Source organism: Mycobacterium sp., assembly GCF_019247615.1.
In the GTDB taxonomy this organism is placed as follows: domain Bacteria; phylum Actinomycetota; class Actinomycetes; order Mycobacteriales; family Mycobacteriaceae; genus Mycobacterium.
The window spans coordinates 1-13485 of record NZ_JAFBAT010000081.1 but is presented as its reverse complement, the minus strand read 5'-3'; the positions used below and the strand labels follow the sequence as shown (position 1 = coordinate 13485).

Annotated in this window: 12 protein-coding genes and 1 pseudogene; 8 read left to right on the top strand and 5 right to left on the bottom strand. The window is 67.9% G+C overall.

Translation table 11 applies throughout. The features are described 5' to 3' along the window. Positions 1-641 (bottom strand): hypothetical protein (locus tag JO059_RS05810; protein ID WP_293315155.1); only part of this gene is annotated, 641 nt, incomplete at its 3' end. A gap of 394 nt (positions 642-1035) precedes the next feature. Between JO059_RS05810 and JO059_RS05805 the strand changes: the two genes are divergently transcribed. Further along, complete coding sequence (locus JO059_RS05805) at positions 1036-2397, top strand: MFS transporter (protein ID WP_293315154.1); 1362 nt, start codon at positions 1036-1038, stop codon at positions 2395-2397. Here the strand turns inward: JO059_RS05805 and JO059_RS05800 are convergent. Next, positions 2305-3393, bottom strand: a pseudogene (locus JO059_RS05800) (MFS transporter); the annotation flags it as partial. The gene JO059_RS05805 and the pseudogene JO059_RS05800 overlap by 93 nt on opposite strands. Before the next feature lie 186 nt (positions 3394-3579). On the opposite strand from JO059_RS05800, the gene JO059_RS05795 reads away from it, so the two are divergent. The 6 genes from JO059_RS05795 to JO059_RS05770 are packed head-to-tail and all read left to right on the top strand — an operon-like array spanning position 3580 to position 10246. Continuing rightward, positions 3580-4326, top strand: coding sequence for a GntR family transcriptional regulator (locus JO059_RS05795; protein WP_293315153.1), 747 nt, complete (start codon positions 3580-3582; stop codon positions 4324-4326). Then, positions 4323-4550 carry a 4Fe-4S dicluster domain-containing protein gene (locus tag JO059_RS05790; RefSeq protein ID WP_293315152.1) on the top strand — a complete coding sequence of 76 codons (228 nt, stop codon included), beginning with the start codon at positions 4323-4325 and terminating at the stop codon, positions 4548-4550. Before JO059_RS05795 ends, JO059_RS05790 begins: the two co-directional genes overlap by 4 nt. Continuing rightward, positions 4550-5938, top strand: coding sequence for an ABC transporter substrate-binding protein (locus tag JO059_RS05785; RefSeq protein ID WP_293315151.1), 1389 nt, complete (start codon positions 4550-4552; stop codon positions 5936-5938). Before JO059_RS05790 ends, JO059_RS05785 begins: the two co-directional genes overlap by 1 nt. Then, positions 5935-6786 (top strand): ABC transporter permease, encoded by an 852-nt coding sequence (locus JO059_RS05780; protein WP_293315150.1) that lies wholly within the window; start codon positions 5935-5937, stop codon positions 6784-6786. The genes JO059_RS05785 and JO059_RS05780 overlap by 4 nt, the downstream gene beginning before the upstream one ends. Continuing rightward, on the top strand, positions 6783-7532 hold the full coding sequence (locus tag JO059_RS05775) for an ABC transporter ATP-binding protein (protein ID WP_293315149.1): 750 nt from the start codon (positions 6783-6785) through the stop codon (positions 7530-7532). Before JO059_RS05780 ends, JO059_RS05775 begins: the two co-directional genes overlap by 4 nt. Beyond that, a complete protein-coding gene (locus JO059_RS05770) occupies positions 7529-10246 on the top strand; it encodes a fumarate reductase/succinate dehydrogenase flavoprotein subunit (protein WP_293315148.1) in 2718 nt (905 codons plus the stop codon). Before JO059_RS05775 ends, JO059_RS05770 begins: the two co-directional genes overlap by 4 nt. On the opposite strand, the gene JO059_RS05765 is transcribed toward JO059_RS05770, so the two are convergent. From JO059_RS05765 to JO059_RS05755, 3 genes are all read right to left on the bottom strand, one after another. Continuing rightward, entirely contained in the window at positions 10218-11165 is a 948-nt protein-coding gene (locus tag JO059_RS05765) for a trypsin-like peptidase domain-containing protein (RefSeq protein ID WP_293315147.1), read from the bottom strand. The two genes, JO059_RS05770 and JO059_RS05765, sit on opposite strands and share 29 nt — an antisense overlap. Positions 11166-11301: 136 nt before the next feature. After that, positions 11302-11841, bottom strand: a complete 540-nt coding sequence (locus JO059_RS05760; protein WP_293315146.1) for a GNAT family N-acetyltransferase — start codon at positions 11839-11841, stop codon at positions 11302-11304. Positions 11842-11855: 14 nt separating this feature from the next. Next, the gene (locus JO059_RS05755; protein WP_293315145.1) at positions 11856-13061 is read right to left on the bottom strand and encodes a serine hydrolase domain-containing protein; all 1206 of its coding nucleotides are present in this window, start codon (positions 13059-13061) and stop codon (positions 11856-11858) included. Positions 13062-13201: 140 nt separating this feature from the next. Here JO059_RS05755 and JO059_RS05750 point away from each other — a divergent pair. Next, positions 13202-13485: cellulose binding domain-containing protein (locus tag JO059_RS05750; RefSeq protein ID WP_293315144.1), on the top strand; the 284-nt coding region annotated here is incomplete at its 3' end.

Below are 13485 nucleotides of genomic sequence, written 5' to 3'. Positions count from 1 at the left end.
GTCGCCCCCAGGGGGCGCGTCAGGATGAAGGCGACCCAGAACAAGGCCACGCGCGAAACCGAGGTCCAGTAATACAGGGCTACCACCACGGCCAGGCCCGCTGCGAACACCAACGCACCCCGCTCGTAACCGAATCCGCGAGTGTCGGCGAGCCAATCGCCGAGCGCGGTGCCCAGCGTCTGCGAAAAGGTGATGGTTGCCCAGTAGAAAGCCTCCACTTTCGGGGTCGAGACGGTGCTTACCGATACCGATCCCTGCGACCACCGCCAAAGTCCCAAGGTGGCCAGCAGAAGAGCCAGGAGCAGCAGCGATCCGCCCGTGTAGCCGATACCCAGCGACCGGTCGGCAAAATCTGCCATCGCGGTGCCGAAGGTCGTCGAGGCCACGATCGTCGCCCAGTACAGGGCAGCGTGAAAACGCTTGGCCAGGATCTGAGCGACAACCAGCGCCACCAGCACGCCGCCGAACAGGGCGGCACCAAACAGATAACCCCAATTTTCGAGCTTGTCGGCGTGAAAGATGGTCATTGTCAGGGTGTCGCCACCCGTCTCGCCCAACGTCGTCGCCAAGATTTTGATGATCCAAAAGCCGAGGGTGACCGCCGGGACCTTGGTCACGGCCTGCTTCGCCACGTCATTCATGAGGTGGGACCTTCCGGTCTCGTTGAGCAAGTCTCGTTGAGCAATAGCAGCGAGGATACCTTCGGTCGCACCGACCGCCGGCGGCCCATCGGTGAATGCGTGGCGTCGCAGGGGGGCCGTCCCGAATAACGTGGCGTTATCAGCGCGTTACGCTCTTGAACTTAGGTTTTAGCTGTGAATTTGGGCGCGTGCCGGTGCGTGCCGCCAGATGTACCGCACCGCGCGCGAAGGCCCAAATATCAAGGGAATCAACACCTTCGCGGTATCCACGGAATCGGAATCCAACTCGAATTTTAACGCTGAGCTGGGAATTCCCTTAGCGTTCAATAAGTTACACCGTCTTGCGGTCATCTTGGCGCCCCGTGTCGAGCGAGACCCGTGCCAACATGGGTTGATGGGGAGCAGGACCAACGCTGCGTTCGCAGCCCGCGCGGGGTCGCGGTGGTCGATCATGATCGTTTCGCTGGGGGTGACGGCAACGTCATTCCTTTTCATCAGTGGTGTTGCGTTCCTGATCCCGTCGCTGCAGGCGCACCGCGGCGTATCGCTGAGCGAAGCCGGCTTGCTGGCCTCAATGCCCAGTTCGGGCATGGTCGTCACACTGGTTTTCTGGGGCTTCGTGCTGGACCGCATCGGCGAGCGGATCGTGCTCACGGCCGGCTCGGCGCTCACCGCGGCCGCGGCCTTTGCTGCGGCGTCGGCCCATTCGCTGCTGATGGTCGGTGTCTTTCTGTTCATCGGCGGGATGGCCGCGGCCAGTTGCAACACCGCAGGGGGCCGGCTGGTGGCCGCCTGGTTCCCATCGCGGCAACGAGGCCTGGCGATGGGCATCCGTCAGACCGCGCAACCGTTGGGAATCGCCTTCGGCGCCTTGGTCGTCCCGGAACTGTCGGAGCGTGGGCCCCGCGGCGGGCTGATGTTGCTCGCAATGATGTGCACCGCGGCCGCGGTGGCGAGCGCGATCGGGATCGTCGACCCCCCGCGCAAATCCCGCAAGGCGGCGACGAAGGCGGAATTGGCCTGCCCGTATCGCGGATCGTCTGTGCTGTGGCGGATTCACGCGGTGGCGGGCCTGTTGATGGTGCCGCAGACGGTGACGGTGACGTTCATGCTCGTGTGGCTGATGCACCACCACGGCTGGTCGGTGGGGGCGGCCGGCGGATTGATCACCGTCTCGCAAATGCTGGGCGCGCTGGCTCGGATCGCGGTCGGCCGCTGGTCCGATCGCATCGGCTCGCGGTTGCGACCGGTCCGCACGATCGCCATCGCCGCCGCCGTGGCGCTGTTCCTGCTTGCCCTCACCGACGCGAGCGGTTCGGGGTACGACGTGCTGCTCATGGTCGCCGTCTCGGTGCTGGCGGTGCTCGACAACGGGTTGGAGGCCACCGCGATCACCGAGTTCGCCGGCCCTTTCTGGAGCGGACGCGCGTTGGGACTGCAGAACACCACGCAGCGGCTGATGGCCGCCGGCACGCCCCCGTTGTTCGGCGCGCTGATCATCACGGCTCAATATCCGGCCGCGTGGGCGCTTTGCGGATTGTTCCCCTTGGCGGCCTTGCCGCTGGTGCCGGACCGGTTACTCCCGCCGAACGGCGGCGGCGCCCAGGAGGACCACGGCGAACACCGCGCCGACCGCGCCCGAGATCAGCAGCGGCAGGCGCCCGGCGGCACCCCACAGGAAGCCGGCCCAAAGGCCCGCGCCGAGCATCGCGAACCCGCTCAGGCCCTGGAAGACGCCCTGGGCGCCCGACTGTAGCTCCGTGCCGACAAGGCCTGAGACCCAAGCCTTCCCGACGCCGTCATAACAGGCGGTGAAGAGGCCGTACACGGCGATCAGCCCCCATGCGGTCGCCGGGTTCGTGGTGATGCCCAGGCCGAGGTAGCCGACGGCGAAGAACACCAGCCCGACCCCGTACACCGCGGGCCGGCCGAGACGGTCCGCGAGCGCTCCCGCGGGGAAGCTCGCCAGCGCGTACACCAGGTTGTAGCCGACGTAGGCCAGGACGACGCCGACCACCGAGAAGCCGATCTGCTTGAGCCGCAACAACAGCAGCGCGTCGGGGAAGTTGGCGACGCTGAAGGCGACCAGGAATGCGACGACCCGCCAGTATCGGCGGGGCAGCCGCCGGGCCTCGGCGAGCACCGAGGACCGGGCGGCTCGCGGCGTGTCCCGCGGTCGTTCACGGACCCAGGCGATCAACAACACGCTGAGGACGGCGGGGATAACGGCGAGATAGAGCACGGGGCGGATTTGGTGGTCGAACAGTTCGTATCCGGCGAGTCCCAGCAGCGGCCCGATGACCGCGCCGAGCGTGTCCATCGTGCGGTGGAAGCCGAAGACGCGACCGCGCTCGGATTTCTCTATGCCGTCGACGAGCAACGCATCGCGCGGCGCTCCCCGAATCCCCTTCCCCAATCGGTCGACGACCCGCCCGAGCAACACCCCCGGCCATGCGCCGGCGGCGGCCACGATGAGCTTGCCCAGCGCGGCCATCCCGTAGCCGCTGGCGATCAGGGGGCGGCGGGCGAACCGGTCGCCCAACGGGCCGGAGGCCAACTTGGTGAGCGACGCGGCGCCCTCCGCGGCGCCTTCCACCGCCCCGACGACCGACGGCGGCGCACCGAGAACGGTAGTCAGGTAGATGGGCAGCAGCGGGTACAGCAACTCGCTCGCGGCATCCTGCAGCAGCGACACCAGCGAGAGCACGAGCAGGTTTCGGGTGAGCCAGGCCGGCGCGCTACGCACAGTCATCGCGAACCAACCTAGTGCCTGATTTCACTCACCGGGATCGGAAGGGCGTTGTCCGCGCCAAGGTGGCGCAATGGCGCGTCGCTCAGCGCTTTTGGCTGGTCGTCGCCCGACCCGGCCGGCGCAATCTCCCGACCGGCCCCCGAAGACCGGGTCGGCGACCCGAATGGGTCCTTGAGCAGCGTTAGCGTGACGGCTGTGGCGCAACCAGTACCGATCCGCGGCCCCCGAGCCGACCGCGCCCGTCGGGTCGCCGACGTGTTGCGCCAGCAGATTCACGCGGACGCCTATCCCGACGGGCTGCCCGCCGAACGCGAGTTGGCAGCCGAATTCCTGGTGTCGCGCAATACCGTCCGCGAGGCGCTCACCGTCCTCAAACACGAAGGTCTGATCGACCGCGGGCCCAGGGTGGGCACTCACGTCGCGCAGCGCAAATACACCCATGGGCTCGACGCGCTGCTGGGCTTGAAGGAGACGTTCAAACATCTCGGCGAGGTCCGCAACGAGGTGCGCGTCGCCATGCCGGTGACGGCCCCGCCGGCGGTGGCCCGCCGGCTGCACCTGCAACCGGGGGAGCGGGCCGTCTTCGTCGAGCGGTTGCGCTACCTCGGTGACCTGCCGCTCAGCCTCGACCTGACTTATTTGGTGCCGGACATCGGAGCGCGGATCCTCGAGCATCCGCTGGAGACGAACGACGTGTTCGACCTCATCGAGCAGGTGAGCGGGCGGCGGCTGGGCCTGGCGTCGCTGGCGCTGGAGGCCATTGCGGCCGACGCGCATTCGGCGGCCACGCTGCAGGTGCCCGACGGGGCGGCCCTGCTGATGCTGGAGCGTCTCACCAGCCTGGAGGACGGGCGACCCGTCGACCTGGAGTACATCCGGATGCGTGGTGATCGAATCACCATGCGCGGCAGCCTAACGAGGAGCGCGCCATGACGCTGGTCAACAACCGGGTCGATGTGCCGGTGACGATCGACGAGTCGCTGTGCATTGACGGCTGCACGCTCTGCGTCGAGGTGTGTCCGCTCGACGCGCTCGCCATCAACCCCGACACGGGGAAGGCCTTCATGCATGTGGACGAATGCTGGTACTGCGGCCCGTGCGCGGCTCGCTGCCCGACCGGCGCCGTCACGGTCAACATGCCGTACCTGATCCGCTGATGAAACGCCGAGTCGCGCTGCTGATCTCGATCGCAGCCGTCGTCGCCGCCGTCGTTTCCGGTTGCTCGCTGGAATCGTTGTCCCAGTCCTCCGGTGTGGTCAACGTGGTGGTGGGATACCAGTCCAAGACCATCAACACGGTCACCGCGGGCACGTTGCTGCGGGCGCAGGGCTACCTGGAGCGCCGGCTCGCCGACATCACCGCGCGCACGGGAACCAAATACGCGGTGCGGTGGCAGGATTACGATACCGGCGCGCCGATCACCGCCCAGATGCTCGCCGAGAAGATCGACATCGGCTCGATGGGCGATTACCCGATGCTCATCAACGGCTCGAAGACTCAGGTCAACCCGCTGGCCCGGACCGAGATGGTGTCGGTCACCGGCTACAACCCCAAGGGCGCGCTGAACATGGTTGTGGTGGCGCCGGATTCGCCGGTGACCGGCCTCGCCGAGCTGGCCGGCGCGAAGGTTTCGGCCAGCGTCGGTTCGGCCGGCCACGGCACCCTGGTGCGCGCCCTGAACACGGCGGGGGTCAACGGTGTCGAGGTGGTCAATCAGCAGCCGCAGATCGGCGCCTCTGCACTGGAATCCGGTCAGGTACAGGCACTTTCACAGTTTGTCGCGTGGCCTGGGCTGCTGGTGTACCAGGGCAAGGCCAAGCTCCTGTATGACGGCGCCGAGCTGAACCTGCCCACGCTGCACGGCGTGGTGGTGCGCCGCTCGTATGCGTCCGCTCACCCGGAGGTACTCGCGGCGTTCCTGCAGGCGCAACTGGACGCCACCGATTTCCTCAACGAAAAGCCGTTGGAGGCGGCCCGCATTGTCGCGCAGGCCAGTGGACTGCCACCGGAGGTCGTGTACCTGTACAACGGCCCCGGTGGCACGTCGTTCGACACCACGCTGAAACCGTCGCTGGTGGACGCCCTGAAAAACGATGTGCCGTATCTGAAGTCGATCGGCAACTTCGCGGACCTCGACATCACGAAGTTCGTCGTGGACGAGCCGCTACGAGCGGTGTTCGCCGCCCGCGGGCAAGACTACGGCGCCGCTCGCGCGCGCACCTCGAACCCGTCGCCGCTCGGCGGGGACCCCGCGCTGGCGAGCGAAATTTGGCTGGACGGATCCGACGGAACGCAAACGATTCCCAGCCCCACCGGCCTGCTGCACGCGATCAGTGATGCGACCGCCCGGGGCGCCAAGGTACGCGCGGCCTACGTTCCCGACGCCGAGCTCGGCACCCGGTGGTTCGCGGACAAGGCGGTGTGGGTGCGAGACGGTCAGAACTACCTGCCCTTCGGCACCGTGGCCGGGGCCCGTCGCCACATCGCGGCGCACCCCGGCGCCGTCGTGGTGAGTTATCAACAAGCACTGGGAGGTTCGGTATGACCGCGGAAGTGACCGAACGGATCGTCGGGGTCGCGCCGCCCGCCGATGCGACCCGGCGACGACTCACCTCGCCGTGGCGGTCCCGCCTGGTGCGGGTGGCTTCGGTGGCCGCGGCAATCGCGCTGTGGCAGTTGCTCACTGCGGGCAAGGCGCGGCTGTTGCTGAGGTTTGACACCCTGCCCACCGTCACGGACATCGTCGGGGCGCTGCATCGGCGGCTCGGGGCCTACGAGTACTGGCTTGACCTGGCGCAGTCACTGATCCGTATCCTCACCGGCTTTGGGCTCGCGGCCGTGGTCGGGGTCGCGACGGGTGTGCTGCTGGGCCGCTCCCGGCTGTTCGCGGACCTCTTCGGTCCGCTGGCGGAGCTGGTGAGGCCCGTCCCGGCGATCGCTCTGGTGCCGGTGGCCATCCTGCTGTTCCCGACCGACGAGGCCGGCATCGTGTTCATCACTTTTCTGGCGGCCTATTTCCCGATCATGGTCAGCACCCGGCACGCCGTGCGCGCGCTGCCCACGCTGTGGGAAGACTCGGTGCGCACCCTCGGCGGCGGCCGCTGGGAGGTGCTGAGCAAAGTGGTGCTTCCGGGGATCCTGCCGGGCGTGTTCGGCGGCCTCTCGGTCGGCATGGGGGTGGCATGGATCTGCGTCATCTCGGCGGAGATGATCTCCGGGCGGCTCGGTGTCGGCTACCGCACCTGGCAGGACTACACCGTGCTGGCCTACCCGCAGGTGTTCGTCGGCATCATCACCATCGGCGTGCTGGGGTTCGCGACCTCGGCAGCCGTCGAACGAGTGGGCCGCCGGCTGACCCGATGGCTGCCGCGCGCACAGCAAGGGCAGCGATGATCGCCGCAACGATCGGAATGAGCCTCGAGCTGGACCGAGTTCGGCTGTCATACACCGGCGACCCGGTCATCAACGGCCTGAGCCTGGTGGTTCGGCCGGGCGAGATCGTGGTGCTCACCGGTCCCTCGGGTTGCGGCAAGTCGACGGTGCTGCGGGCGTTGGCGGGCCTGCTGTCCCCCGACGACGGTCGGGTGCTGGCCGATGGCGCCGATGTCACCACCACCTCGGGGGACCGGGGCATGGTGTTCCAGGACAACGCGCTGCTGCCCTGGCGCACCGTGCGATCCAACATCGAACTGGCGCTGCGGCTTCGGGGGGAACCGCGGGCTACCCGGCGGGCGGTGGCCGAGCGCTGGATCGATGAGCTCGGTCTCACCGGTTTCGGCCACTACCTGCCCAACAGCCTCTCGGGCGGAATGCGTCAGCGCGTCCAGCTGGCCCGCGGCCTGGCCGGGTCGCCGCGCGCGGTGATGATGGACGAGCCGTTCGGGGCGCTGGACACCCAGACCCGCGCCGCCATGCAGCGGCTGCTCATCGAAACGTGGCGCACGCATCCGACCACCATCGTGTTCGTCACCCACGACGTCGACGAGGCGCTGGCGTTGGGAGACCGCATCGTCGTACTCGGCAGGGCCGGTGAGCCCCTGCGCGCGTCGCTCGAGGTGCTCAATCCGCGAAGCAACCGCGACACGGGCGAATTGCGGGCCCAAATCCTTGCAGCACTGCATGATTCGGCGGCTGCATGATGCGGATTCCCGACGTCGCGGCTCCCGTGCGGCTCGACTGCGATGTGCTGATCATCGGGGGCGGCACCGCCGGCACCATGGCGGCGCTGTCCGCCGCGGAAGGCGGTGCACAGGTGCTGCTGTTGGAGAAGGCCCATGTGCGGCACTCCGGGGCGCTGGCGATGGGCATGGACGGGGTGAACAACGCGGTCATCCCCGGCAAGGCCGAGCCGGAGGACTACGTCGCCGAGATCACCCGGGCAAACGACGGAATCGTCAACCAGCGCACCGTGTATCAGACAGCCACCCGCGGGTTCGCCATGGTGCAGCGGCTGGAGCGCTACGGGGTCAAGTTCGAAAAAGATGAGCACGGCGAGTACGCGGTGCGCCGGGTGCACCGCTCGGGCTCCTACGTGTTGCCCATGCCCGAGGGCAAGGACGTCAAGAAGGCGCTGTACCGGGTGTTGCGGCAGAAGTCGATGCGGGAGAAAATCCGCATCGAGAACCGGCTGATGCCGGTGCGAGTACTGGTCGATGAGGGCCGGGCTGTCGGCGCAGCCGCATTCCACACGCGCACAGGCGAATTCGTCGCCGTCGGCGCCAAGGCGGTGATCCTGGCGACCGGGGCGTGCGGGCGACTCGGCCTGCCCGCCTCGGGCTACCTGTACGGCACCTACGAGAACCCCACCAACGCCGGTGACGGGTACTCGATGGCCTACCACGCCGGCGCCGAACTGTCCGGCATCGAGTGCTTCCAGGTGAACCCGCTGATCAAGGATTACAACGGTCCGGCCTGCGCCTACGTCGCCAACCCGTTCGGCGGCTACCAGGTCAACGCGCACGGCGAGCGGTTCGTCGACTCCGACTACTGGTCGGGACAGATGATGGCCGAGGTCAAGAGCGAGATCGACTCCGCCCGCGGACCGATCTATCTCAAGGTGTCCCACCTGCCCGACGAGACACTGACCGCGCTGGAGAACATCCTGCACACCACCGAGCGGCCCACTCGCGGGACGTTTCACGCCAACCGCGGCCACGACTATCGCACCCATGACGTGGAGATGCACATCTCCGAAATTGGTCTGTGCAGCGGGCATTCGGCGTCGGGCGTCTGGGTCGACGAGCATGCCCGCACCACCGTGCCGGGCCTGTATGCCGCCGGAGACCTGGCCTGCGTCCCGCACAACTACATGATCGGGGCTTTCGTGTTCGGCGATCTCGCCGGCACGGACGCCGCCTTGGTGTACGCGGGAGCCGCGGCACCGCAACAACTCCCGCAGGACCAGCTGCGCGAGGCGCACGAGCTGATCTACCGGCCGTTGCGGCATCCGGACGGGCCGCCGCAACCACAGGTGGAATACAAGCTGCGGCGGTTCGTCAACGACTATGTGGCGCCGCCGAAGACGGCGGCGAAGCTGTCGATTGCGGTGCGCACCTTCGACCGGATGCGCGACGAGATCGCCGAGATGGGCGCCCGCAATCCGCACGAGCTGATGCGCGCTGTCGAGGTGTCATTCATCCGCGACTGCGCGGAGATGGCCGCCCGATCCTCGCTCACCCGAACCGAATCACGCTGGGGCCTCTACCACGACCGCGCCGACCTTCCGGTCCGCGACGACAACCATTGGGGATACCACCTCAACCTGCGCAAGGGGCCCAAAGGCGACATGCTGTTCATAAAGCGCCCGGTGGCACCGTATTTCGTGCCGGTCCCCGAGCTGGACGGCCTGCCGCCGGCCGACCAGACCGTGCACCCCGTGGACCAGCCGCTGCTGCTCGGCGGTCAGGCCCCGACCGTTACGCGATCCCGGGTCGACTCGGCGCCAACGGGATTCGAGCCGCCGTCACCGCGGATCGCCGAGGTGCTGGCACTCGAGCAGCCGGCGATGGCGGAGCTGACTCCGTACCTGGACGACCCCGATCCCGTGGTGCGCCGAACCGCGGTGGCGACGCTGACCGAGCAGATCCCCGACGGGTATGCGCCCGCCCTGTTCGCCGCTCTGGCCGACCCCGACGCCGCGGTGCGTCGCACCGGCGCCGAGGGGATCCGCGAGCTGGTCGAGGTGCTGCCCGATCCATCCGCGGCACGGGCTTATTTGCGCTCCGGCGACATGGTGGTGCGGGCCGCTGCCGTCTACCTGCTGGCTGCGCGCCGAGCCGGCGCCGCCACCGATTACCTTCGCGCGCTTGAAGATTCCGAACACCGTGTGCGAATTGAGGCGGTGCGGGCGCTGGTGTCGGTCGACGATGCCGCCGGCGTGGTTGCGGCCACTGGCGACGAGAACCGCGAGGTTCGCATCGCGGCCGCCGCCGGTCTGGCGACGCTGCCCGGCGACGCGGCAAGCGGACGGACGGTGCGCACGCTGCTTGCCGACCCCGACCCGCTGGTGCGTGCGGCCGCGTTCGCCGCGTTGGCCCAGTTGGGTTGCGGGCAAGACGATCTCGCTGCCGTCGAGCGTGCGCTGCGAGCGCCGGCATGGCAGGTACGGGAGGGCGCGGCCCGCGCGCTGGCGGGCGTGGCGGCCGAACTGGCCCCGCAGGCGATTTCGGCGCTGGCCGAGGCGCTCGCCGACGCGCATCTCGACGTGCGGAAGGCGGCCGTGCTCAGCCTGACCCGGTGGGCCTCTGAGCGTGCTGCACGGGACGCGCTCGGGATCGCGCTCAAGGACGGCGACGCCGACGTGCGGGCCTACGCGCGTCGGGCCCTCAGTTGTGGCCAAGCGACACGTTCGTGACCCTGCTTTGCGCAATCAGTTGGTCGGCAACGCGTTTGGCCTGGTCGACGGGGATGGCGAAGCCCACGCCTACCCAGCCCGTCGGGGCGCCGGGATAAGCGGTTCCCGTTGTTGCGATGGCCGAGTTGAGTCCTACCAGCGCGCCGGCCGTGTCGACCAATGCGCCACCAGAGCTTCCGGGACTCATTGTGGCGTCCGTCTGGATAGCGTCGAACATCGCGTTGCTGCCGCCGGGGCCCGTGATGCTCGGCACCGGACGGTGCAGGGCGCTGATGACCCCGGTGGTCACCGTGCCGTCCAGCCCGAGCGGCGAGCCGATGGCGACGACCCTTTGGCCCACATGGAGACCGCTTGACGAGCCCACCGTTATCGTTTTCAGGCCCGAAATCCCTTGAACGCGAACGACCGCAATGTCGGTGGCGGCATCTGCGCCGACAATCGTGAACGGCGCGCTGCGCCCGTCGGCGGAGGTCGCTGCGGTGATTACCGCCGGGCTCGCCGGCCCCGCGCCGGGCGTTGCCACGACGTGATTGCTGGTCAGGATCAACCCGTCGGCGCTCAGCACGACGCCCGAACCCTCTTCGACCTGTCCCGCGACCGCCGTCTCGAGTTTCACCACGCTGGGGATGGCCTTGGCCGCCGCCTGCTCGATGGTGGTGGCCGACTGGGCCTGGCCGGCCGACGCCGTGGCGCCCGTGGAGGTCGCCGATTCCGGGCGGAGCACGGCGACGGCGACAGCGCCGGCGGCACCCGACAACAACGCGAGCGCCGCGGCTCCGACAATGATTCCCAATCTCGATCGCAGCCAAAGCATGGTCCTGGGCACGTATGACCGCCGCGGGTCGGAGCGCCGTTCGTGGCGGCCACGCGGCAGTGCATGGCGCCCGAGGGCGTGATGGGCGTGTGTGTAGGTGGTCATCGCCAGGCCACCTTCTCCCTGGAAGTTATTCGCGAGGTGCGCTCGTGCTGCACCATGACAGGTGTCGGATGCCCACTGAGCAATTCGGCAAAACCACCGCGAAGCCGGGAACGCAGGCGGGTCCCGCGCGCTTGCGCTATCTCAGGATTTTGGCGTATAGCAGGCTGTCCTGCGGCTCGGATCCCAAGGTGGGGTAGACGGCGTGGCGGGCGAGCCGGCCCTCGAGCACGAAACCGGTGCTTTCCAGCAAGCGGGCCGAGCGTTCGTTGTCGGGGCTGCATGTCGCCCAGACGCGATACACCGCTCGATCGGACTCCAGCGCGTCCAGCAGCATCCCGAGTACCTCGGCCATCAAGCCCTTGCCCCACCACCGCCGGCCCAGGCAGTAGCCGATTTCGACCGAATGCGGCACCGCGCGCCGGCAACTGGCCAGGCCGATGACGTCGCCGCTGTTCTTCAGCTCGATCGCCCAGGTCCGTTCGTCGTCGGTGACGTTCATCCGCTCCGTGATCACCTGGCGCGTCGCCGCCACGTCGCGATGCGGCGCCCACAGCAGATACCTGGTGACCTCGGGATCGCGGGCGACCCGCTGAAAGAGCGCACCGGCGTCGTCAACCACCGGCGGCCGCAACACCACCCGCATTCCCGTGATGCGGTCAGGTGGATAGTCGACCATGTCGGCGCGGGCCGCTAGATGCCGAGTGCGCGGTAGGTGCGACGGACGAACTTCGGTTGCGCCGTGCGCAGCTTCGCCAGCGACGTGTTACCGGCGACGGCCGTGGCGGCGTCGACGGTGAGGTCCGGCAGGTTTTGAATCAGATAGAGCAGGATCAGGTCCGCCGACGGGTCGGCCTGCCACCAGGTGCCGTAGGCGCCGGGCCAGCTGAACGTCCCGAGGCCGCCAGGGCCGAATAACGGTGCGGATTTCACCGGATCGGTCACCACCGACAGGTTCAGCCCGAATCCGCGGCCAACCCAGTACGGCGCGCCGAGGAAGTTATGCCGCTTTTGTTCGTCGGTGAGCCGGTCGGTCCGCATCAACCGGGCCGACGCAGAAGACAACACCCGCACACCGTCGACCGTCCCGTCGTCGAGCAGCATCCGGACGAACCGCAGGTAGTCGTCCGCGGTCGACCACAATCCGCCTCCCGCGTTGCAGAAGGAGGGCGGCTTGATGTGCGGCGGTCCCATCACGTCGTGGCGCAATCGCTGGTCGTCGCCGAGCGAATACATCGTCGCGGCGCGACGGCGCGCTTGCGCGGACACGAAGAATCCGGTGTCCGTCATGCCGGTTGGACCCAGCACGCGTTCGTCGAGAACCTGATGGAACGGCTTGTCATCGATGCGGGAGGCGATGACGCCGAGCAGGTCTATCGCGTGACTGTAGGTCACGCGCTCGCCGGGTTGATGCACCAGGGGCAGCTTTGCGAGCTCGGCCAGCCAAGCGTCCGGCCCCTGGTTGAACGGCAGGCGCAGGTAGGCCTTCGAAATAGGGCCCGAGACGGAAAACCCGTAGGCCAGCCCGCTGGTGTGAGTCATCAAATCCTCGATGAGGATCGCCCGGTTCACCGGATGCGTCCGGTCCAGCGGACCGTGTGGATCGTCCAGCACCCGCACGCTCGACAGCTCCGGCGCCCAGCGCGTAACCGGATCCGCCAACGCTAGCTTGCCCTCGTCGACCAGGCTCATCACTGCCGCGACCGTGACCGGCTTTGTCATCGACGCGATACGAAACAGCGTGTCCCTGGTCATCGGCAGGCCGGCCGCGACATCCCGGTAGCCAATCTCGTTGAGCTGCAGCAGCTTTCCGTGCTGCCAGACCGCCGTCACCGCGCCGGCGAGTAGGCCCGCGTCGCACACCTCGCGGATGGCGGCCTGATTGCTGTCGAGATTCACCGGGTTCAGGTTAGCGGTCGCCGTAGTGGTGACTTACCGGAACGCCGTTTCGACGTCGGTGCCGTCCGATCCGCGGTGCATCGTCGCCGGCCGCGTGTCGGTGTGTCCGGGCCAGAATTTTGGCTCTAGTGTTGGCTGCTATGGCCGGACTGGACAATTACGTGAAACGCTGGCGGACAGCGCTTCACGTAACCGTCTCGGCATTCATGGTTGCCATCCTCGAAGTCGCCAGCACACCCGTAGCTCATGCGGCCGCCGCCGCGGCGACGTTGACGGTGACATCGACGTGGCAGACGGGTTTCATCGCCGAATTCACCGTCATCAACTCGAGCATCGCGCCGCTGAGCGATTGGAGGCTTGATTTCGACTTGCCGGCGGGGGAATCCGTCTTGCACACGTGGAATAGCAAATTTGCTCAATCTGG

What these genes read in the sequence shown, in the direction of transcription:
- JO059_RS05760 (WP_293315146.1), bottom strand. Translation starts at nt 11,841, where the DNA reads ATGGTCGACTATCCACCTGACCGCATCACGGGAATGCGGGTGGTGTTG.
- JO059_RS05775 (WP_293315149.1), top strand. Translation starts at nt 6,783, where the DNA reads ATGATCGCCGCAACGATCGGAATGAGCCTCGAGCTGGACCGAGTTCGG.
- JO059_RS05780 (WP_293315150.1), top strand. Translation starts at nt 5,935, where the DNA reads ATGACCGCGGAAGTGACCGAACGGATCGTCGGGGTCGCGCCGCCCGCC.
- JO059_RS05765 (WP_293315147.1), bottom strand. Translation starts at nt 11,165, where the DNA reads ATGACCACCTACACACACGCCCATCACGCCCTCGGGCGCCATGCACTG.
- JO059_RS05790 (WP_293315152.1), top strand. Translation starts at nt 4,323, where the DNA reads ATGACGCTGGTCAACAACCGGGTCGATGTGCCGGTGACGATCGACGAG.
- JO059_RS05770 (WP_293315148.1), top strand. Translation starts at nt 7,529, where the DNA reads ATGATGCGGATTCCCGACGTCGCGGCTCCCGTGCGGCTCGACTGCGAT.
- JO059_RS05805 (WP_293315154.1), top strand. Translation starts at nt 1,036, where the DNA reads ATGGGGAGCAGGACCAACGCTGCGTTCGCAGCCCGCGCGGGGTCGCGG.
- JO059_RS05785 (WP_293315151.1), top strand. Translation starts at nt 4,550, where the DNA reads ATGAAACGCCGAGTCGCGCTGCTGATCTCGATCGCAGCCGTCGTCGCC.